This window comes from Pseudomonas sp. S150 (assembly GCF_004526365.1).
Classification (GTDB): domain Bacteria; phylum Pseudomonadota; class Gammaproteobacteria; order Pseudomonadales; family Pseudomonadaceae; genus Aquipseudomonas; species Aquipseudomonas putida_A.
Genome location: NZ_CP038207.1, coordinates 3703572 through 3723041, shown reverse-complemented (window position 1 = coordinate 3723041; position 19470 = coordinate 3703572). Strand labels below are relative to the sequence as shown.

The following is a 19470-nucleotide window of genomic DNA, read 5'->3' as shown; positions in this document are numbered from 1 at the left end:
GCCGGGTTTTTTATTGCCTGCAGTTCTGCCAGAAGTCAGAGCGAAGCTTTCACCTGCAAGCCAAACACCAACGCATTGTCGATGTCCTGACCGGAAAACGCGCCCGGTTCGATGATGTATTGCATGTTCGGGCGCAGCGTCAGCCACGGCGTGGCCTGATAGCCGTAGCCGAGTTCGATCAACTGCTCGCCACTGTCCAGGTTCGGGAACTGCGTGCCATTGGCCATGGCAGCGTCCTGTTGCACGTCGCGGCTGCGCGAGTTAGGCACGGCGCGGCCGTAGCCCAGAGCGATGGTGTCACGCGGGCGACCTTCGAACGGTTTGTACAGCACCAGACCGGTGCCGTACCACTTGCTGAATGGCGAAGCCGCTTCGCTGGCCGCCGAGTATTGGCCGAACGCATGCAGGCTGCGGCCCTCGGACGTTGGCGAACTCCATACGGCCTGATCGATCAGCAGGTAGTGACCGCCACGGCCGGAGACTTCTTTGTCGCTGCCAATGCGTTTCACGTCGGAGCTGTCGTAGTAGTAACCGAGCTTGTATTCGCCAGGCAATTGGCCCGCGTGCTTGTACACCAGTTCGATCGGCACCACGGTGCCGGTGGTGTGTTTCGGGCCCAGATGCCAGGCGCGGCTGGAGTTGCCGTTGCTTTCCGGATCGACGTTGAACGCGGCCACGCGCAGTTGCCACGATGGCGACAAGTCGTATTTCACCCGCACGCCCAGGTGCGCGTTGGGGTAGTTGGTCCAGCCACTGCCGCCGGACATGTTCAGCGGATGGCCGCAGAAACCGGCGTTCATGAAGTTGCACAGAATGCCGCTGTCGAGGCCGCCGAGGTCGTTGCCCATGGCCATGTAACCCAGCTTCACGTTGAGCGCCGGGGTGAACAGACTGCGCTCATAGCTCAGTTCGGTCAGGCGGGTGTAGAGGCCGCCGTAGTTTTCCTGGATCGGCAGACGGTTGCCAACCAGATCTTCGGAGGCGCTGTTGCCGCGGCGGTCGTTGATGGTCAGCTGAACCTTGCCGGCGTTCTCTACGCCATACAGCTTGCTCAGGTCGAACTGCGCGCCGAGCTTGATGTTCTGCGAATAACGACCGGAGCGGTGCAGGCCGCCGTCGGCGTTGTAAGCCATTTCGCCGGTGTAATCGCCGGTGAACTTGATGCCGTCTTCGTCCATCTGGTGGCGCAGGCCACCCCAGTCACCGGTCAGGGTGTTGCGGGTCAACAGGTTCGAATCGGTATCGGCGAAGGCGGGCAGGGTGGTGCAGGTCAGGCCCAACAACACGCCGTTGACCCAGCCGTTACGAGTAAAACCAAACATGGAGATCTTCCTGCTCAAAGCTGTAGCGATATCGGAAAGCGGCGCGGCACCCTCAGGTGCCGCGCGCAAAAAGAAAGCGCCCGTGTTCAACACGGGCGCTGCGGTTTACGGCAAGGCGTAAGCCATCACGTAGTCGCCGCGATCGGTCGACTGACGTGCACCACCAGCGGTGACGACGATGTACTGCTTGCCGGTCTTCGGCGAAACGAAGGTCATCGGGCCGCCCTGACTGCCAACCGGCAGACGCGCTTTCCACACTTCTTCGCCATTGGCGCTGTTGAAGGCGCGCAGGTAGAAGTCCTGGGTGCCGGCGATAAAGATCAGGCCACCTTGGGTCGACAGGGTGCCGCCGAGGGTTGGCAGACCGATCTTGATCGGCAGGTGCATGCGAATGCCCAAGGGACCTGTGTCTTCAACGGTGCCGACCGGAACCTGCCACGCGACTTTCTGGGTCTTCATATCAATGGCGGTCAGAGTGCCGAACGGCGGAGCCTGGCACGGAATGCCGGCCACCGACAGGAAGCGGTTTTTGTTGACCGCGTAAGGCGTGCCTTTGAGCGGTACCGCGCCCATACCGGTGTTCAACGCTTCGCCACCGGAGGAAGCTTGAGCCTTGTTCTGCGACGGGATCATCTGAATCCACAAACCCAGGCGCATGTCGTTGACGAAGATGAAACCGTGCACCGGGTCAGTGGAGATGCTGCCCCAGTTCATGCCGCCCAGGGAACCCGGGAAGCTCAGGGATTTATCGGTACCGGGCGCGGTGTACAGGCCGTCGTAACGCATCGATTTGAAATCAATCCGGCACAGCAACTGGTCGTACGGGGTGGCGCCCCACATGTCCGACTCAGTCAGATGCTGGGCACCGATCTGCGGCATGCCCACCGATTTTGGCTGGGTTGGCGAGTACGGTTCGTTCGGGATGTTCGCGGCTTTGACCGGGACTTCTTTAACCTCGGTCAACGGTTTGCCGGTGGCACGATCGAGCACGTAGATCTGCCCGGCCTTGGTGCCGATGACCAGCGCCGGAACGCTTTTGCCGTCCTTGGTGAAGTCGATCAGGCTCGGCTGCATCGGCAGGTCGAAGTCCCAGAGATCGTTGTGCACGGTCTGGAACACCCAGCGTTCATCACCGGTGGTGGCGTCCAGCGCGAGGATCGAGGCGCCGTAGGTGTGATCGAGTTTGCTGCGCTCGACACCATAGATGTCGGTGGACGAGCTGCCCATTGGCAGGAACACGGTGTTGGTTGCCGGATCGTAGGACATCGGCGCCCAGCTGTTCGGCGTGCTGCGCACATACGTGCTGCCGTCGGCCGGGGCCTTTTTGTCCTGCGGGTTGCCCGGGTCGAAGGCCCAGCGCATGGCGCCGGTGATTACGTCGAAACCACGGATCACGCCGCCCGGCATGTCGGTTTGCACGTTATCGGCTACGCGACCGCCGACCACCACAGTGGTGCCGGCCATCAGCGGAGCGGAGGAGAGCTGGTAGTAGCTGTCCGGTACGTCACCGAGACCGGCCTTCAGATCAACCTGGCCGTTGTTGCCGAAGCCCTGGCAGAACTCGCCGGTGTCGGCATCGACCGCGATCAGGCGGGCGTCGATGGTGTTGGTCAGCAGACGGCGCTGGCAATTGGCGGCCGGCGCCGGTTTGGCTTCGATGATGCTCGAATTGCTTGGCTGAGCGATGCTTTTGGTCGCATCGAAATAGGCCATGCCACGGCAACGCTGCCAGACTTTGGATTTGGCGTTGATCGCGTTCTTCCACAGCTCTTTGCCGGTGTCGGCATCCAGCGCGATCAGGTTGTTGTGCGGGGTGCAGATGAACACCTTGTTGCCGATCTGCAGCGGAGTGAGCTGGTCTTCGGCACCGTTGCCATCGCTCTCGGCGACGTCACCGGTGTGGTAGGTCCACGCTACTTTCAGCTTGTCGACGTTGTTGCGGTTGATCTGGTCCAGCGCAGCAAAGCGGCTGCCGCCCTCGGTATTGCCGTAGTGCGCCCAGTCTTTTTGCGCCTTGTCTGGCTCAACCGGGGTCAGGCCTGGGCCAGTGCCGGTGGCAGCGACGGTCGGATGCGCGACGAACATATTGCCGGCAGCCACCGCCAGTCCCACGGCCAGGACAGCGGCAACGGCGTAAGCGCCACGACCCGGAACACCACCGTTGGCACGCTTGAGCAGCGGATAGACCAGCGTCACCGCCAGACCCACGGCGCTGAACATGAACAGACGCGAAAACACCGGCCAGAACACCAGCCCGGCATCGCTCACCGCCCAGATCGCTGTCCCCACCAGAAACGCTGCAAACAGCCAGGCGCCGGCCGTCTTGAAGCGAGCGATCAGCAGACCGGAAACGGCCATCACCAGACCGCCCACGAGGAAGTACCACGACCCTCCCAGGCTGACCAGCTTCACTCCGCCAGCCGCAAGTGCCAGGCCGAGCAGGGCGATGATCACCCCCAGCCCGACCAGAATGAATTTTGATATGCCCGAGAGGCGTTGACTCTGCTTCACGTTGAATGTCCCGTTGAAATGAGGCGTGCATTATATAGATAGGTAACTACCTAGTTAAATCACTAATTCAGTAATGAACTGTTGTTCATTGCGAAATCCCCGTCCTGAGCGGGGACCTGCGCTTTCAAGGGCCTGGAAAGATATTTTGAATGCCTGAAAAAGCGCCTTTTTGTCAGAAAAAATGGGAGTTATGACAGCTGCCGTCATCAACCACGGTTATTGCGCAGAATCGAAAAATTCAACGCCGCCGCTACACACAGCCAGGCCAGATACGGAAACAGGATCAACCCGGTGATCAAATCCAGGCGCAACGCCATAAACACCATCACCGCGACCACCAGCCACAACAGCAGCAGAATCACCATGGCGGCGGCCACCTGATGCGCGCCGAAGAACACCGGCGTCCACAACGTGTTCAAGGCAATCTGCGCGGCCCATAGCGCCAGTACTGTCTGACTGCCAGGAATCAGGCTCAAGCGATAACCGGCCCAGGCCAGCAATAGATAGATTATTGTCCAGGCCACCGGAAACGCCCAATTGGGTGGAGTAAATCCGGGTTTATTGAGCCCTTCGTACCATGGCCCGGGTTTGAAAATCACCCCGGTAGTCGCCGCAGCGCCGCACGCGATCAGAAAAATCAGAAACGTCACCATTTATCACTCCTTGGCCGCAGCCACTCTCTCTGGGATTTCAGCGCCGCAACGGTCGCTCATTTGGATTTCATCGCCATCAGGTCGCTGACCCGCGCCACCAGCGTGTCGACGGCAAACGGCTTGGTCAGCACCTGCATGTCCGGGCCCAATTGACCGGCGCCAATCACCGCGTTTTCTGCGTACCCGGTAATGAACAGGGTCTTCAGATTCTGGCGGATTTCCCGGCCGGCATCGGCCAGTTGCCGACCGTTCATGCCGCCCGGCAAGCCGACGTCGGTGATCAGCAAGTCGATGTGTATGTCCGAGCGCAACATCTTCAGCCCGACCACACTGTCAGCGGCCTCTATCAAGGTGTAGCCGAGATCGCCGAGCACGTCAGTCAGCAGCGCACGCACCGTAGGCTCGTCGTCCACCACCAGAATCGTCTCGCCAGACTTGGGCAAGGCTGCCGGCGTGTTGTCCTTGTGATCCTGATTCGGCACGGGCTCGCCATGGTAGCGCGGCAGATAAATGCACATCTCGGTGCCCTGACCGACCTGCGAATGCACGCGCACCTGGCCACCGGACTGCTTGGCGAAACCGTAGATCATCGACAACCCCAACCCCGTGCCCTGGCCCAGCGGTTTGGTGGTGAAGAACGGGTCGAAGGCTTTGGCGATGACATCGGCGGTCATGCCGGTGCCGGTATCGGTCACGCACAGGCACAGGTATTCGCCCTCGGGCATGTCCAGGGTGCGCGCCGTCTCGCAGTCCAGCGCACGGTTGGCCGTTTCGATGGTGATGCGCCCGCCATCCGGCATCGCATCGCGCGCGTTGATGCAGAGGTTGAGCAGGGCGTTCTCCAACTGGCTGGCATCTACCAGCGTTGGCCAGAGCCCCGGCGCGCCGCGGGTTTCCAGAACGATGCTGGGGCCGACCGTACGCTGGATCAGTTCGGTCATGCCGGTCATCAGCGTGTTGACGTCGGTCGGCCGCGGATCGAGGGTCTGGCGTCTGGAGAACGCCAGCAGACGGTGGGTCAGGGCGGCGGCTCGCTTGACTGCGCCCTGGGCGGTCACCATGTACTTGTCGACCTCATTCAGCCGGCCCTGGCTGATGCGCGCGCCCATCAACTCCAGCGCGCCGGAAATGCCGGCCAGCAAATTGTTGAAGTCATGCGCCAGGCCCCCGGTCAGTTGGCCGACGGCTTCCATTTTCTGCGACTGACGCAGTTTCTCTTCGGCTTGCATCAGCTCTGAAGTGCGCGATGACACGCGCTGCTCCAGCGTATCATTGAGCGCGCGCAACGCGGCGATGGCGCGGTCGCGCTCCGCTTCGACATTGCGCCGTTCCTCGACATCGATCAGCACGCCGGGAAAGCGCAGCGGCGTTCCATCATCGGCACACTCAACACGGCCGTTGGCCTCGATCCACTGATATTTGCCGTCTGTGCGGCGCACACGGTACTGGTGGGAGTAGGCGCCACCACGGCCGATGGCTTCGTTGATCGCGGTGGTCAGGCCATCCTGGTCTTCGGGATGCACGGTCACCATGACTTGTTCGAGGCTGAGCCCTTCGCGGCCCAGCGCCGGGTCGAGGTCAAACACCCGGGCGAATGCTTCGTCCACGGCAAAGCGGTCGGTGAGCAGGTCCCAGTGCCAGGTGCCGATGATCGCACCGGCGGCAAGCGCCAGTTGCACACGCTCGACGTTCTCCCGCGCCAGCGCTTCACTGGCTCGCAAGCGCTCTTCGGCGTCGCGCCGCTGGGTGACGTCGTTGAACAGGATCGCGATCTGCCGGTCGGCAGGATCGCCGACCCGTACCGCGCGCACGTCGAACCAGCGTTCGAAGGTGTTGGCGTAATTTTCGAAGTTCGCCGGCTCTCCGGTCTTGGCCACGTGGCCATAGGTTTCGAACCAGAAGCTTTCCAGATTGGGCGCGAACTCGGTCACCCATTTGCCGCGCAGGTTGACCCCGCACTGGTGTTCGAACGCCGGGTTGGCTTCGACGAAGTAGTAATCGACGGGTTTATCGTCAGCGTCGAATTTGACCTTGACGATGGCGAACGCCGATTCGATGGTTTCCAGAATGGTGATGAAGCGTGCCTCGCTGCGGGCGAGCGCATCCCGACTGGCTTGCAGTTGCGCCGCCATGTCGCGATCGAGGTCAACGTCCTGCGTGTCGACCAGGGTGCTCTGAAGCGCCGCGCGCAATCGCCTTACCTCTGACTCAAGCGCTTCGCGACTAAGGTGTTCAAGGGTATCCATGTGACCTGCTTTATTGAATGTTCAGGGGCTGGCTTCATAGAGCGCGTAGGCACAACGCGAGCAGTGAACGTCGCGCTCGCAGTGGACTCGAGCGCCAATCATCCGTTGACCGGGCGCGCTGTGCTTAAGTTTCACCACCCGCGCAAGCGAGCGCTCATTTCAGATCGATTCGCCGTTATCCAGGCGCGCCAACAGGTTCTGCCCGCGTTGCCACAGCGCCTCCTGCTTGGCTGGCGGCATGCGGTCGAGGTTCTTGTACATCATCGCCATGCGCTGATTGCCGCGCAGTTGTTCACCGTGGCGCATCAGAAAATGCCAATACAACGCATTAAACGGGCAGGCATTGTCCGCGGTACTTTCGCTGACCTTGTAGGCGCAGCTTCGGCAGTAGTCGGACATGCGATTGATGTATTGGCCACTGGCGCAATAGGGTTTGGAACCGAGGTAACCGCCATCGGCATGCATGACCATGCCCAAGGTGTTGGGCAGCTCGACCCAGTCAAAGGCGTCCATATAGATCGCCAGATACCACTCACAGATCTGGCTCGGCGCGATGCCGGCGAGCAGGGCAAAATTGCCGGTGACCATCAGCCGCTGAATGTGATGCGCGTAGGCATGCTGCAGACTCTGGCCGATGGCCTGGCGCATGCAGTTCATCTGCGTCGCACCGGTCCAGTAGAACTCGGGCAGTGGCCGGTCGTTGCCGAATGCGTTGCCCAGTGCGTAGTCCGGCATTTTCAGCCAGTACACGCCGCGCACATATTCCCGCCAGCCGATCAGTTGCCGAATGAAGCCTTCGGCGGCATTCAGGGCAATCCTGCCGGCCCAATAGGCCGACTCGACGTCGCTGCACAACTGCCGCAAATCCAGCAGGCCAATATTGAGCGCAGCGCTGATGCGCGCGTGAAACAGAAACGGTTCGTCACTGGCCATGGCGTCCTGATAGTCGCCGAATCCTGCCAGGCCAAAATCCAGAAAATACTCCCACAGCGCCTGCGCGTCGGCATGGGTGACCGGGTAGTTGAAGTCGTCGAGTGCGCCATAGTGCTGACTGAAGCGTGCCCTCACCAGGGCGAGCACATCGCGGGTGATCGCGTCATTACCGAAACGGATCGGGTAGGGGGCTTTCACGCCTTTGGGCAGGGCCTTGCGATTCTCCGCATCGAAATTCCACGCACCACCCACCGGCGTGCCGTCGCCATTGAGCAGCAAGCGACTCTTGCGGCGCATCTCGCGATAGAAGAACTCCATGCGCAACTGCTTTTTGCCGGCGGCCCAGGCGGCGAACTCATCGCGACTGCAAAGAAAACGCGCATCGGCGTGCCAATGAATGGGCAAGCCACAGTCCCTGATCGATTGCTCCAGACGCCAGTCGCCGCATTCGGTGACGTGCACTTCTTCGACCTGCAACCGCTGTTGCCAGCGGCGTAATTCCCCCGGCACCGAGCCGCTGTTGTGCGGATCATCCAGGGTCACGTATTCGACATGAACGCCCTGGTCTCGCAGGGCCTGGGCGAAATGGCGCATGGCGCTGAAGATCAGGGCGATTTTTTGTGGATGGTGCGGCACATGGCTGGCTTCTTCCATGACCTCGACCAGCAGCACGCTGTCGCGCTCGCTATCGAGCGTCTGCAATGAAGCCAGCTCAAAGGACAACTGATCGCCCAGTACCAGGCACAACCGACGGTTCTGGTTCATTCACAGCATCCGTTTCATAACGCTGTGGTCAGCGAAAACGGAATCCGCAGCTCTTCGACGGGCCCGCTATCACGCCCGCACATTTCGTCGTGCACGCATTGCTGCACCAGCATGCAGGGGAATGCCGGCACAGTCTGCAGCAGGTCACGCAGATGGGTGATCGAGCGCAGATGCATCGGTTTGGCTGCATCGTCGAGCAAGGTGAACTGGCCGTGATCCAGACGGATGCGGGCCAGATAAAAACCACCTTCAAGCGACAGCAGCTCCAGCTCACGTATTTCGCTGTTGGCCGCACGTTCGGTCAGGGTTTGCAGATTCACGCTTCACTCCTTGCCTACCAGGGCAGGCGTTGTCCATCGTAGGCAAAGAACTGGCCGCTGTCGGCCGCGGTCAATTGGTCAATCAGGTTGAGTAACTGGTCAGCGGCGACATCTGCCGGACGCGCGCTGGAAGCGCCGCGAAAAGGTTGCGACAAGCCCGACACGACTGTGCCTGGATGCAAACTCAGCAAGCGGCTTTGTGGGCGGGTGCGCGCCAGTTCGATCGCCGCCGTCTTGATCAGCATGTTCAGTGCTGCTTTGGAGGCGCGATAGGCGTACCAGCCGCCCAAACGGTTGTCGCCGATGCTTCCGACCTTGGCCGAGAGCATCGCCATCGCCCCTTGGGGAGCGAGCAGCGGCAGAAAATGCCGCAACACCATTGCCGGTCCCAGCGTGTTGACTTGAAACACGGCTTGCAGCGCATCCGCCTCGATCGCGCTGTAGCTCTTTTCTGGCTTGATCCGCTCACGATGCAGCAGACCCGCAGCGTGCACGATCAACTGATAGGGCGCTTCTGCGGCCAATTCGGTGGCTGCGCTGGCGATGGTTTCCGGTTGCTCCAGATCCAGCGCCGGAACGGTACGACGCCCCAGCTCACGAACCCCGGCACAGCGCGGATCCTGACTGAGCTGCTGGCAAAACGCGCTACCGATAGCACCACTGGCACCAATCACCAGTGCGCGATAACCATCGCCCAGGGAAGCCATGCTGAACGGGCTGTTCATTGGTTTTCTCCCGCGCTCTGGCGACGGAAGAACAAGGTCACCTGACCGACTTCAACACCGAGTTTGGACATGCTGGTGCGGTTGATCAGCGTGTCCTCGTCCATCTGGTACATCCAGTCGTCCATGCTCATTTCATAGGTTGAGCCGTCGACCGGCAGATTCAGGCGATAACGCCAGTGCAGCGCATTGCCAGCGACCTGACCTGTAGCGACACCCACCACATCACCCGCACGCCCACTCCAGCGTCCCTGGCCCTCGGGCGTCAGGGTCCAGACGCGGCGTTGGCGCGTGCCGTCGCTGTACAGGAAGCGCTCATCGAGAATCAGGTTGTCGCCTTCACGATGGCTGACGATGTTGACCTCAAAGCGCTTGACCACTTCCCCGGAGCGCTTCTGAAACATCCCCCAGGCTTTCACGGGTTTGCTGAAAAAGCGTTGCAGATCCAGCGCCGGTTGCTGATCGGCATAGTGGCTGACATCCACGCTGCCGCAGCTTGCAACGCCGAGTACCAGAGCCAGTAAGAGCACAAGTCGGGCCATTGCCGTTCTCCCTGAGTGCACAGGTATGGGGGTGAAGTTGGGAATATCGTGCTTGTACAGTGGGTTTATCGTGTACAGGTTTATCGCGCCTGTCGAAGGTCGGAAATCAACTTCGCCGCCCGATCAATTGCAGGAACTCCTGACGCGTCGTGGAGCTGTCGCGAAAAGCACCGAGCATCACCGAAGAGGTCATGATCGAATTCTGCTTTTCGACGCCGCGCATCATCATGCACATGTGCCTGGCTTCAATGACCACGGCCACGCCAGAGGCATCGGTGATCTGCTGAATCGCCTCGGCGATTTGCCGGGTGAGGTTTTCCTGGATCTGCAGACGGCGGGCGAACATGTCCACCACGCGCGCTACTTTCGACAGTCCCAGCACCCTGCCGGTGGGGATGTACGCCACGTGCGCCTTGCCGATAAAGGGCAGCATGTGGTGCTCACACAAGGAATAGAGCTCGATGTCACTGACGATGACCATCTCATCGCTTTGCGATTCGAACAGGGCACCGTTGGTGACATCTTCCAGGCGCATCGAGTAGCCGTTGCACAGATACTGCATCGCTTTGGCCGCACGTTGGGGTGTGTCGAGCAGACCTTCGCGTTCGGGATTTTCACCGACACCGACGAGGATTTCGCGGTAATGGCTGGCTAGTAGTGGGTTCATTCAGGGTGCTCGCGGCAGTGCTGTGCGTGGGGGCCAATCCGTAGCGGAAGAGTTGTACGTAAAGAAGTGCTTTGTATAGGTTTTGTTCAAGATAGGCTGAAAAAATAAACCTGACAATCAATCGGCAATCTTTTTTGTGCAGATGCGAAAACCTCGCAGCGCAGCGCGCGAGGTTGCGGGTGTAGCGGGGGAGAAGAGGAAGCGCTCCCGGTGAGTGGGAGCGCTGTGCGAATTCGCGGAATTATTCGCTGTAGGTCGGGTAATCCACATAGCCTTCGGCATTGCCGCCGTAGACCGTCGCGGGATTCAGTGGATTGAGCGGCCAGTCATTGGCGATGCGCGCCGGCAGGTCCGGGTTAGCCATGAACGGACGGCCGAAAGCCACCAGATCCGCCAGTCCCGATTCAAGCAATTGCACACCGGATTCTGCGTTGTAGCGCCCGGCGTAGATAATCGCGCCATTGAAGGTATCGCGCACTGCACGGCGGAAGGTTTGCGGCATCGCGGGCGCGTCGTCCCAGTCCGCTTCGGCGATGGACAGGTAGGCGATGCCCACATCCTCAAGCACTTTGATCGCTTCGATGTAAGTGGTGTGCGGGTCCTCTTCGACCATGCCCAGATAGGTGCGCGCTTCATCGGTGGTGGTGAACAGCGGCGCGAAACGTACGCCGACTTTCTCTTTACCGATGCACTCGGCGACACCCGACACCACTTCGCGCAGAAAGCGCAGGCGATTGTGCAGCGAGCCACCGTATTGATCGGTGCGCACATTGCTGTGGGCAGAAATGAACTGGTTCACCAGATAGCCATTGGCGCAGTGCAGTTCGATCCCGTCGAAGCCGGCGTCCATCGCATTGCGCGCCGCCTGTATATAGAGCTGAACCAGTTCCTGGACTTCATCGGTGCTCAGTGCTCGCGGCGCGGATGGCGTAACCAGTTCGCCGGCGCCCGGCGCAGTTTCGATGAACACGCTGACTCGCTCGGTGGCGATGGCGGACGCTGAAACCGGTGCCGCCCCATCAGGCTGCAGCGCGGTGTGGGACACACGGCCGACGTGCCAAAGCTGGGCGAATATCACGCCGTCCTGTGCATGCACCGCTTCGGTGACTGTGCGCCATCCGGCAATTTGCTCAGGGGTGTGAATGCCGGGAGTCCAGGCGTAGCCCTGACCGCGAGGCTCGATCTGCGTGCCTTCGGTGACCAGCAGACCGGCGCCGGCGCGTTGCTGGTAATACTCGGCCATCAATGCGTTGGCGACATTGCCCGGTTGTGTGCTGCGCTGGCGGGTGAGGGGCGGCAGGACGATGCGGTTCTTCAGGGTGTGCAGGCCCAGTTTGACGGGGGTGAAGTAAGGGCTGTTTTTCATGTGATTCCTGTTTTGGCCTTATTAGACCAGTCGACTAGTAATGCGGTAAAAAAAACACCGTGCGGGATGCGCACGGTGTCTGGACGCTGGAGGGTTCAGGCCAACAGCTTCAGCAGTTTTTCGGCGACGGCTGCCGAGCTGGCAGGGTTTTGACCCGTCACCAGTTGGCCATCGGTCACCACGTGAACCTGCCAGTCAGCGACTTTGGAGTAGCGGCCGCCGAGACGCTGGAATTCGTCTTCGATCAGGAACGGCACGACATCGGTCAGGCCTACAGCGGCTTCTTCAGCGTTGGTGAAACCGGTGACGTCCCGGCCTTGAATCAACGGCTTGCCATCGGCAGCCACCACGTGACGCAGAACGCCCGGCGCATGGCAGACGAAACCGTGAGGTTTGTTGCTGCGGTCGAACGCTTCGATCAGCGCAATCGAGTGTTTGTCATCGGCCAGATCCCACAGCGGGCCATGGCCACCGGGATAAAACACGGCATCGAAATCCTCAGCGCTGACATCCGCCAGGCGCCCGGTATTAGCCAGCGCCTGCTGAGCAGCAGGGTCCTTGCGGAAGCGGTCGGTTTCAGCGGTTTGCGCATCGGGCTCATCGCTTTTCGGATCGAGCGGTGGCTGGCCGCCGGCCGGCGATACCAGAGAGTGATCTGCGCGCCGGCATCCTTGAAGGCGTAGTAGGGGGCCGCGAACTCTTCGAGCCAGAAGCCGGTTTTCTTGCCGGTGTTGCCAAGCTGATCGTGGGAAGTCAGAACCATCAAGATTTTCATAGAGCGCCCTGTATTGGTCTGGTGTCCTCGACGGGTTCGTCTGCGACACCTCGGAAGGAGTGACAGGCACAGAATAGATTCATATTAGACCGGTCGTCTAGTAAATTTTTACGCCCGTGTTTCCGCGCCATCACTGTGGCAAACTCCTGCCCATCAGAAATATACGACTGGTCTAATGTTTGGTATTTTGCGCCCCATGAAACCGACCTACGACGATACCCGCCAACACCTGCTCGACACCGGCCACCGCATGATGGCCGAAAAGGGCTTCACCAGCGTGGGCCTGAGCGAGATCCTGCAGACCGCCGGTGTGCCCAAGGGCTCGTTCTATCACTACTTCAAATCCAAGGAACTCTACGGCCAGGCGCTGCTGGAGGACTACTTTGTCGGCTACCTGGCAGATATGGAGCGACGCCTGACTCTGCCTGGGCTCAGTGCCTATGAGCGGCTGATGGATTACTGGCAGGGCTGGCAGAACCGCTGCACCCTGGAAGGCCATGGTGATGAATGCCTGGTGGTGAAGTTGAGCGCGGAAGTCGCCGACCTGTCCGAGTCGATGCGCCTGACCTTGCGCGACGGCGCCGAGCGCATCGTTGCGCGAATTACGACGTGCCTGGAAGAAGGGCAGCTGGATAAAAGTTTGCCGCAGACTGACGCTCGGCAACTGGCAGAAACGCTCTATCAACTGTGGTTGGGGGCGAGTTTATTGAACAAACTGCAGCGCACGGGGCAGTCGTTGCAGACGTCGATGGTGATGACCAAACAGCTTTTGCAAAGCTGAGGACACCCACAACCCTTTCTCCCGACCCGCCAAGGAAGCGTAAATGGGCGTGCGACATACTCTTTTTTTTCACATGCCAACAGGTTGCATCTTGGCATTGGCCGGCGTGCTTCTCAGCGGCTGCTCCAGCCACACGGTGCCCCGACCGGTCGAGCGCGACCCTTGCCTCGACGCAGGCCCGGTAAACAGTGTCGGGTACGATCACTGTGTGGCTGAGCGGGATCGCCAAAGGAAGGAAGCGCTTGAAGCGCTGCTTGACGATGACCCGGCTCATCTGCAGCGCTTGCAAGCCATCGAAATGCCCGAGAGCAAGTACCAATCTTCTGATTTCCCGGATACGCCCATCCCCATGTCCTACAGGGGAGTGGATTCGATTTCGCTGGCTGAAAAGCAAGCGCTGCCGTTCAAGGCCCGGATAGTCTGGAAATATTCTTCACCGAGCCTCCAGCCAGAGCGCCGGGACGCCCTGCAGATGGAGAAAATGCAGGTGCTGATCATGGCGGCGGTGCAGGAAAACGGGCTGGCGAAGTGGGTATGCACAGCCACCGGTGGGCAACAGCGGGAGTGGATCTTCTATACGCAAAGCGATGAGGCCTTCATCACCAAGGTACGAGCCGCTCTGGCGCAGACCGGTCCATATCCCGTCGAGTTAAAGGCACAGAGGGACGCGGCGCCCAGCGTCGGGAGGCAACCAGCACAAGATATCCGTGTCACCCCCAAATTGTGTATGGAATGAAACGCGTGCCGCGGGCGCGGCGATTACCATTTTTTCAGCACCACTGACGAGCGGCAGCCATAAAAAGTGGAACTACAACTCCCAGCCACCAGTCAACTTTTCTGTCGAGACTCAGAGCTTCCCACTTAAACGAAGGTTTATGAATCATGAAGAGTGAACAGGTAGAAGGCGTAGCGGAAAAGTTGGCTGGCAAGGCGCAGAGCGCGGTCGGGAAACTGATGGGTGATTCGAAGATGGAAGCTGAAGGTGCCGGACATCAGGCGGCTGGACAGCTGACTAAATCCTACGGCGATGCACTGGATAACGTATCGACCTTCGTCAAAGAAAAACCGATAGCTGCAATCGCGATAGGTGCTACGGCATTGATCCTGATAAACCGAATTTTTCGTCGCTGAGTGAGTGACCGGGTTTTTCACCAGACGTTGAAAGACAGGAAAATTGAATTAAAGGAAAGGGCCCTTAGGGGCTCTTTTTTTTAACCGGCCTTTCATGGACGTTATGGATTCAACGACATCCCGCTCAATGCGCGGGAAATGCAGTGTTCTTCTCAGTGATAGTGGATCATGTTCTGGAAGATGAGCGCGCCGCCCAATCCATCCCGTCGCTCAGTTCGCCGCCCAATCGGCTCGATACTGCAACAGGAAGTCGACGAATGCCCGAACCCGCTGAGGAACATAGCGGCCATGGGGGTAGAGCAGGGTGTAAGGCCTGGAGCGTCCATTGTAGGGCTGGAGTACCTCGACGAGGCTGCCATCGGCCAGTTCGCGCTCGACAATGAATTTGTAAGTCTGGAACAGACCCGCACTGTGTTTGGCCAGGGTAACGCCGCCCAGCACATCATCCGAGCAGCAATAACTGCCCTCAGTGAAGATCTCCCGATGTTTGCCCCCAACGTCGAACAGCCATGAGATGCGTCGACCGCTGCTCGGCAGTTCAAATTGAATGCACTCGTGAGCGACGAGGTCATCCAGTGTCGTTGGCGTGCCGGCCTTGCTCAGGTATTCAGGTGTTGCGACCACGACCAGTTGTGCGTCTTCGAGCAAGCGCGCAATCAGGGTCGAGTCCGGTTGAGCGCGAACCCGAATCGCCAGGTCATAGCCCTCCGCCACGAAGTCGATATTTCGGTTACCCAAGTGGATATCTACGCTGACGTCTGGATAAAGCGCTCGAAACTTCGGCAGAAGCGGCAAGATCCGGTGATGCCCATAGGTGGTCGGAAGACTGATACGCAGCCGCCCTGAAGGCATCGATTGAGCGCCCATGACTTCTTGCTGCGCTTCCACCAATTGAGTCAGGGCCTGTCGACATTGTTCGTAGAACACCCGCCCCGGTTCAGTCATCCGGATGCTGCGCGTGGTTCTCACGAACAGGCGTGATCCCAAACGCTCCTCAAGACGCAAAATCGATCGGCTTACTGCCGCAGGCGTCACACCGGCGACCTGCGCGGCTGCGGTAAAACTGCCGGTTTCCGAGGCGAGGCAAAACAGCTCGATGCTGCCTAACTGCAGGTCATCAAAATGGCGCTTCATATTAATCACACCGGGTATTCGCGAAGTGCCCGAAAGCATACCGATGTCGATGATGCAGTGGCGAGGACCGCGGATCGATTCATTACACCGCGTCACAAATGAAGTAACCGCAGCCGCATTTATTCATTGAAGGCAACCTCCTAGAGTTCACTCCACTTGCCGCCTCCTCATGCCGATGAGGCGCGAACTGGAGACTCTCCCGTGCCTTTCATCAGCGTTCGTATCACCCGCGACGGCGTTACCAAAGAACAGAAAGCCCAGGTCATCGCCGAGATCACCAAAACCATGCAGACGGTGCTCAACAAGGATCCGCACCTGACGCACATCGTGATCGAGGAAGTCGATACCGATAACTGGGGCTACGCAGGAATAACCACTACCGAGTACCGCCAGTCGCTGGTGGAGCCCAAGTAATCACGCCATCAGGCTCGTCTGTGTGTGAAACCCCTTTCGTAAACTATTGAGGAATTATCATGAGCCATTCAAAAAAAGTCGTTGTGGTCACTGGCGCATCCCAAGGGCTGGGCGCAGGCATCGTTGAAGGTTTTCGCAAACTCGGCTATCAAGTGGTGGCGACTTCGCGTTCCATCAAACCGTCAGCGGATCCGGACATCCTGACCGTCGCCGGTGACATTGCCGATCCGGTGACTGCCGAGAAAATCATCCGCGAAGGCGTAGCGCGTTTCGGCCGCATTGACACGTTGGTGAACAACGCCGGGATCTTCCTCGCCAAACCGTTCACAGCCTATACCCGCGAAGAGTATGTAAATACTGTGGCCACCAATATGGGCAGCTTCTTCCACATGTCGCAGCAGGCGATTGCCCAGATGGAGAAACAAGGTGAGGGTGGACACGTGGTCAGCATCACCACATCGCTGGTCGATCATGCCATCGATGGGGTGCCGTCGGTGCTGGCGTCGCTGACCAAAGGTGGCATGAACGCCGCGACCAAATCCCTGGCGATCGAGTACGCCAAGCGCGGCATCCGCGTTAACGCCGTATCGCCTGGCATCATCAAGACCCCGATGCATGGCGAGGAAAATCACGCCGCTCTGGGCAGCCTGCATCCGGTCGGACACATGGGCGAGGTGCAAGACATCGTTGCAGCGGTGCTGTACCTGGACAGCGCCAACTTCGTCACCGGCGAAATCCTGCATGTCGATGGCGGCCAAAGCGCCGGTCACTGATGAAGAAAGCGAGTCGACAAGAAGCCGCCCCAGGCGGCTTCTGCCTTACTTATCTGTCGCCATCACATCTGTTTGCCGTTACGCGCAGCGATCGCAACGGTGGTCGGCGAATCAGCCAGTGACACGAATTTGCGGGTCGCGCCATCCAGAGCATCGATGCATCCCGCTTCGATGTCGTAGACCCAGCCGTGCAGATTCATACGTCCCTGCTCAAGCGCCAGGGCCACCGATGGATGCGTCCGCAGATTCGCCAGTTGCGCGATCACGTTTTCCCGCACCAGACCATCAAGCTTGGCGCGGGGGGTGTCGAACTCATGTGCTGCGTTAATCGCTTTCGCGGCGTCCGAGTGACGTAGCCAGTTAGCGACCGCCGGAAGATGGTCCAGGCACGTGCAGCGTGAAATCGCGCCCATCGCCCCGCAGTCCGAGTGGCCGCAGATCACAATATCCTGTACCCCGAGCACGGCGACCGCATACTCGACGGTCGCCGACACGCCACCCGGTTCAGGGCCGTAAGACGGCACAATGTTGCCGGCGTTACGAATCACGAACAGTTCGCCCGGCTCGCGCTGCGTAAGGAGTTCCGGCACCACACGGCTGTCCGAGCAGGTGACGAACAACGCCTTTGGATTCTGTTCTGTCGCGAGCTGCTTGAACAGCTCGACGCGTTGCGGATAAACCTCGCGCTGAAAGCGCAGAAAGCCGTCAATAATGTCCTGCATGAAGTCCTCCAAACCCGAAAAGCAGATGTGGGCACGAGCACTCGATATGCCTTCGCGCCGCTGTGGTCGGCATTATTGCAGACGTCGCAGGTGTTGGCAGTAGTCGTGCAAGATGCACTTCGAGCCAAGTGATGTCGGCGACGAAGCTCTGGCATTGCTGGCGTCGTCGCTGCACAGCATTTCGATCCGCGCTTGGCGACTATTATTCTGCAACGGCGGTTACCTGATCACTTATAAGCTGAGCCAAAATTCGCACAGGCTCGGTGAAACTCTGTCGAGATCGATGTACCAGCCCGATATCCCGGTGAAAGGTGTGTTGTCCCAAATCGATCGCTCGTACACCTTCGGGCCATTCCTGATGGGGCTCTGTCTGTGGCACCAGCGCTATGCCTACACCTTTTTCCACCAGTTTGATGATGGCCTCCAGTTCATCCAGTTCGCAAACTTCCTGCAAGGTGAAATGCATCTGTCGCAGGAAACGATCAACCTGCCGGCCGCCGAAAGATGATCGGTCATAGCGAATGAATGGCTGGCTGGACAGCAGTTCCGACCAGTCATTTCCCTCCAGCTCGCGCGGCACGATCAGTCGGTAGGGCTCTCGCGCCAGCGTCGTCCAGCGCAGGTCACTTTGAAGAGAGAAAGGCGGTCGAATGATGACAGCCATGTCGATTTCGCCGGCGTCTACGAGGTTCACCATCTCCATTGAAAGCCCTGGAATGACACGTGTGCGGCATTGCGGACACTGCTGGTGAAACTTCGCCAGCGCATCGGGCAAATAGGAACGTTGCACGGATGCGATCGCACCGATGTTGATGAGTATGTTGGTAGGTTGGCCCTGCGCAGTGGAACCCAGATTGTCGAATAGCCTGAGTAACTCCTGCGCCTGCAGAAGTATCTGGTGACCCATTTTGTTCAGATGGGCCGAACGTCCTTTCCTGTCGAAAATCTCAAAACCGAGTTCGGTTTCCAGGCGCTGAATCTGCGCGCTGACAGCGGCCTGGGTCAGGCCGATTTTGTTCCCGGCAGCGGCGAATGTGCCTTCCCGCGCCACCGCAATGAGTGTTTTCAGTTCTTTGATCATTCACAAATATTAATTGTGTTTCTGAGAAATATATATTGATTTTTATGTTTGGTTTTCCGTCCTAGGATGTTTTCCATCCCCGGCACCGGCTGAACCCAGAGAGTTGATGACGGTGGAAATGTTCGCCAACCAACAAAAAATATTTGGAGTTCTGATGAGCCTCTCGCCATTTCACCTCGCGATCCCTGTTTATGACCTGGCTGCGGCGCGCACCTTCTACGGTGAGGTCTTTGGTCTTGAAGAAGGGCGCTCCAGCACGCAATGGGTCGATTTCGATTTTTATGGTCACCAACTGGTGATCCACGAACATCCGAAAACAGCCTCACAAGAGAGCGTTCACAGCAACCCGGTCGACGGACACGATGTCCCGGTTCCGCACTTCGGCATCATTTTGGGTTGGGAACAATGGGAAGCGCTGGCCGAACGTCTGAAGTCGTTTGGTACCGAGTTTGTGATCGAACCGTACATTCGGTTTAAAGGCCAAGTAGGCGAGCAAGCCACCATGTTTCTCTTTGACCCGTGCGGCAACGCTCTTGAATTCAAGGCGTTCAAGGATATGAGCCAGCTCTTCGCTAAATAGGAACACGCATGGCACAACCCGTTTGTGCCATT

General features: G+C 59.1%; 20 protein-coding genes and 1 pseudogene. 7 read left to right on the top strand and 14 right to left on the bottom strand.

Features of this window, described 5'->3' with window-relative positions:
• Positions 1-35 precede the first annotated feature (35 nt).
• Positions 36-1322 carry a carbohydrate porin gene (locus E3Z29_RS17025; RefSeq protein WP_134786402.1) on the bottom strand — a complete coding sequence of 429 codons (1287 nt, stop codon included), beginning with the start codon at positions 1320-1322 and terminating at the stop codon, positions 36-38.
• Here E3Z29_RS17025 and E3Z29_RS29675 point away from each other — a divergent pair.
• Positions 1321-1443, top strand: a complete 123-nt coding sequence (locus tag E3Z29_RS29675) for a hypothetical protein (protein WP_256662010.1) — start codon at positions 1321-1323, stop codon at positions 1441-1443. The two genes, E3Z29_RS17025 and E3Z29_RS29675, sit on opposite strands and share 2 nt — an antisense overlap.
• On the opposite strand, the gene E3Z29_RS17020 is transcribed toward E3Z29_RS29675, so the two are convergent.
• The 10 genes and pseudogenes from E3Z29_RS17020 to E3Z29_RS16975 all read right to left on the bottom strand — a co-directional run bounded on the left by E3Z29_RS17020 (position 1428) and on the right by E3Z29_RS16975 (position 12822).
• Positions 1428-3833, bottom strand: a complete 2406-nt coding sequence (locus tag E3Z29_RS17020; RefSeq protein ID WP_134786401.1) for a glucose/quinate/shikimate family membrane-bound PQQ-dependent dehydrogenase — start codon at positions 3831-3833, stop codon at positions 1428-1430. The two genes, E3Z29_RS29675 and E3Z29_RS17020, sit on opposite strands and share 16 nt — an antisense overlap.
• A 206-nt stretch (positions 3834-4039) precedes the next feature.
• Positions 4040-4483, bottom strand: coding sequence for a TspO/MBR family protein (locus E3Z29_RS17015; RefSeq protein WP_027611782.1), 444 nt, complete (start codon positions 4481-4483; stop codon positions 4040-4042).
• A 59-nt stretch (positions 4484-4542) separates the two neighbouring features.
• Positions 4543-6732, bottom strand: a complete 2190-nt coding sequence (locus E3Z29_RS17010) for an ATP-binding protein (protein WP_134786400.1) — start codon at positions 6730-6732, stop codon at positions 4543-4545.
• Between the two features lie 159 nt (positions 6733-6891).
• Positions 6892-8430: a cryptochrome/photolyase family protein gene (locus tag E3Z29_RS17005; protein WP_134786399.1), complete on the bottom strand. Its 1539-nt coding sequence runs from the start codon at positions 8428-8430 to the stop codon at positions 6892-6894.
• Between the two features lie 14 nt (positions 8431-8444).
• Positions 8445-8750 (bottom strand): DUF6482 family protein, encoded by a 306-nt coding sequence (locus E3Z29_RS17000; RefSeq protein WP_134786398.1) that lies wholly within the window; start codon positions 8748-8750, stop codon positions 8445-8447.
• A gap of 14 nt (positions 8751-8764) precedes the next feature.
• Positions 8765-9475, bottom strand: coding sequence for an SDR family NAD(P)-dependent oxidoreductase (locus tag E3Z29_RS16995; protein WP_134786397.1), 711 nt, complete (start codon positions 9473-9475; stop codon positions 8765-8767).
• Positions 9472-10014: a DUF3833 domain-containing protein gene (locus E3Z29_RS16990; RefSeq protein ID WP_098964021.1), complete on the bottom strand. Its 543-nt coding sequence runs from the start codon at positions 10012-10014 to the stop codon at positions 9472-9474. Before E3Z29_RS16990 ends, E3Z29_RS16995 begins: the two co-directional genes overlap by 4 nt.
• Before the next feature lie 106 nt (positions 10015-10120).
• Entirely contained in the window at positions 10121-10681 is a 561-nt protein-coding gene (gene folE, locus E3Z29_RS16985) for a GTP cyclohydrolase I FolE (RefSeq protein WP_098964020.1), read from the bottom strand.
• A gap of 241 nt (positions 10682-10922) precedes the next feature.
• Positions 10923-12047 (bottom strand): alkene reductase, encoded by a 1125-nt coding sequence (locus tag E3Z29_RS16980; protein WP_134786396.1) that lies wholly within the window; start codon positions 12045-12047, stop codon positions 10923-10925.
• A 95-nt stretch (positions 12048-12142) separates the two neighbouring features.
• Positions 12143-12822 (bottom strand): annotated as a pseudogene (locus E3Z29_RS16975) (type 1 glutamine amidotransferase domain-containing protein).
• A 196-nt stretch (positions 12823-13018) separates the two neighbouring features.
• Between E3Z29_RS16975 and E3Z29_RS16970 the strand changes: the two are divergent.
• The 3 genes from E3Z29_RS16970 (at position 13019) to E3Z29_RS16960 (ending at position 14734) form a co-directional block, all read left to right on the top strand.
• Positions 13019-13603: a TetR/AcrR family transcriptional regulator gene (locus E3Z29_RS16970; protein WP_007967154.1), complete on the top strand. Its 585-nt coding sequence runs from the start codon at positions 13019-13021 to the stop codon at positions 13601-13603.
• Between the two features lie 43 nt (positions 13604-13646).
• On the top strand, positions 13647-14339 hold the full coding sequence (locus E3Z29_RS16965) for a DUF695 domain-containing protein (RefSeq protein WP_256662009.1): 693 nt from the start codon (positions 13647-13649) through the stop codon (positions 14337-14339).
• Positions 14340-14485: 146 nt separating this feature from the next.
• Entirely contained in the window at positions 14486-14734 is a 249-nt protein-coding gene (locus tag E3Z29_RS16960; RefSeq protein WP_134786395.1) for a CsbD family protein, read from the top strand.
• A 210-nt stretch (positions 14735-14944) separates the two neighbouring features.
• Here E3Z29_RS16960 and E3Z29_RS16955 read toward each other — a convergent pair whose 3' ends face one another.
• Positions 14945-15868: a LysR family transcriptional regulator gene (locus tag E3Z29_RS16955; RefSeq protein ID WP_134786394.1), complete on the bottom strand. Its 924-nt coding sequence runs from the start codon at positions 15866-15868 to the stop codon at positions 14945-14947.
• A gap of 201 nt (positions 15869-16069) precedes the next feature.
• Here E3Z29_RS16955 and E3Z29_RS16950 point away from each other — a divergent pair, with 201 nt between their 5' ends.
• Both E3Z29_RS16950 and E3Z29_RS16945 read left to right on the top strand, forming a co-directional pair.
• Positions 16070-16282 carry a 4-oxalocrotonate tautomerase family protein gene (locus E3Z29_RS16950; protein ID WP_095135811.1) on the top strand — a complete coding sequence of 71 codons (213 nt, stop codon included), beginning with the start codon at positions 16070-16072 and terminating at the stop codon, positions 16280-16282.
• 59 nt (positions 16283-16341) lie between these two features.
• Positions 16342-17055, top strand: a complete 714-nt coding sequence (locus E3Z29_RS16945) for an SDR family NAD(P)-dependent oxidoreductase (protein ID WP_098964016.1) — start codon at positions 16342-16344, stop codon at positions 17053-17055.
• A 62-nt stretch (positions 17056-17117) separates the two neighbouring features.
• Here E3Z29_RS16945 and E3Z29_RS16940 read toward each other — a convergent pair whose 3' ends face one another.
• Entirely contained in the window at positions 17118-17777 is a 660-nt protein-coding gene (locus E3Z29_RS16940; RefSeq protein ID WP_095135815.1) for a carbonic anhydrase, read from the bottom strand.
• A gap of 202 nt (positions 17778-17979) precedes the next feature.
• Positions 17980-18858, bottom strand: coding sequence for a LysR substrate-binding domain-containing protein (locus E3Z29_RS16935; protein ID WP_134786393.1), 879 nt, complete (start codon positions 18856-18858; stop codon positions 17980-17982).
• A gap of 154 nt (positions 18859-19012) precedes the next feature.
• On the opposite strand from E3Z29_RS16935, the gene E3Z29_RS16930 reads away from it, so the two are divergent.
• Positions 19013-19438, top strand: a complete 426-nt coding sequence (locus tag E3Z29_RS16930) for a VOC family protein (protein ID WP_039762906.1) — start codon at positions 19013-19015, stop codon at positions 19436-19438.
• The last annotated feature ends 32 nt before the right edge of the window (positions 19439-19470 follow it).

Bases quoted from the DNA above. Each gene is read 5' to 3' on its own strand.
- E3Z29_RS17010 (WP_134786400.1), bottom strand. From the start codon at position 6,732: ATGGATACCCTTGAACACCTTAGTCGCGAAGCGCTTGAGTCAGAGGTA.
- E3Z29_RS17025 (WP_134786402.1), bottom strand. From the start codon at position 1,322: ATGTTTGGTTTTACTCGTAACGGCTGGGTCAACGGCGTGTTGTTGGGC.
- E3Z29_RS17005 (WP_134786399.1), bottom strand. From the start codon at position 8,430: ATGAACCAGAACCGTCGGTTGTGCCTGGTACTGGGCGATCAGTTGTCC.
- E3Z29_RS16960 (WP_134786395.1), top strand. From the start codon at position 14,486: ATGAAGAGTGAACAGGTAGAAGGCGTAGCGGAAAAGTTGGCTGGCAAG.
- E3Z29_RS16995 (WP_134786397.1), bottom strand. From the start codon at position 9,475: ATGAACAGCCCGTTCAGCATGGCTTCCCTGGGCGATGGTTATCGCGCA.
- E3Z29_RS16970 (WP_007967154.1), top strand. From the start codon at position 13,019: ATGAAACCGACCTACGACGATACCCGCCAACACCTGCTCGACACCGGC.
- E3Z29_RS16990 (WP_098964021.1), bottom strand. From the start codon at position 10,014: ATGGCCCGACTTGTGCTCTTACTGGCTCTGGTACTCGGCGTTGCAAGC.
- E3Z29_RS16930 (WP_039762906.1), top strand. From the start codon at position 19,013: ATGAGCCTCTCGCCATTTCACCTCGCGATCCCTGTTTATGACCTGGCT.
- E3Z29_RS16965 (WP_256662009.1), top strand. From the start codon at position 13,647: ATGGGCGTGCGACATACTCTTTTTTTTCACATGCCAACAGGTTGCATC.
- E3Z29_RS16940 (WP_095135815.1), bottom strand. From the start codon at position 17,777: ATGCAGGACATTATTGACGGCTTTCTGCGCTTTCAGCGCGAGGTTTAT.
- folE (WP_098964020.1), bottom strand. From the start codon at position 10,681: ATGAACCCACTACTAGCCAGCCATTACCGCGAAATCCTCGTCGGTGTC.
- E3Z29_RS16935 (WP_134786393.1), bottom strand. From the start codon at position 18,858: ATGATCAAAGAACTGAAAACACTCATTGCGGTGGCGCGGGAAGGCACA.
- E3Z29_RS16980 (WP_134786396.1), bottom strand. From the start codon at position 12,047: ATGAAAAACAGCCCTTACTTCACCCCCGTCAAACTGGGCCTGCACACC.
- E3Z29_RS16945 (WP_098964016.1), top strand. From the start codon at position 16,342: ATGAGCCATTCAAAAAAAGTCGTTGTGGTCACTGGCGCATCCCAAGGG.
- E3Z29_RS16955 (WP_134786394.1), bottom strand. From the start codon at position 15,868: ATGAAGCGCCATTTTGATGACCTGCAGTTAGGCAGCATCGAGCTGTTT.
- E3Z29_RS29675 (WP_256662010.1), top strand. From the start codon at position 1,321: ATGGAGATCTTCCTGCTCAAAGCTGTAGCGATATCGGAAAGCGGCGCG.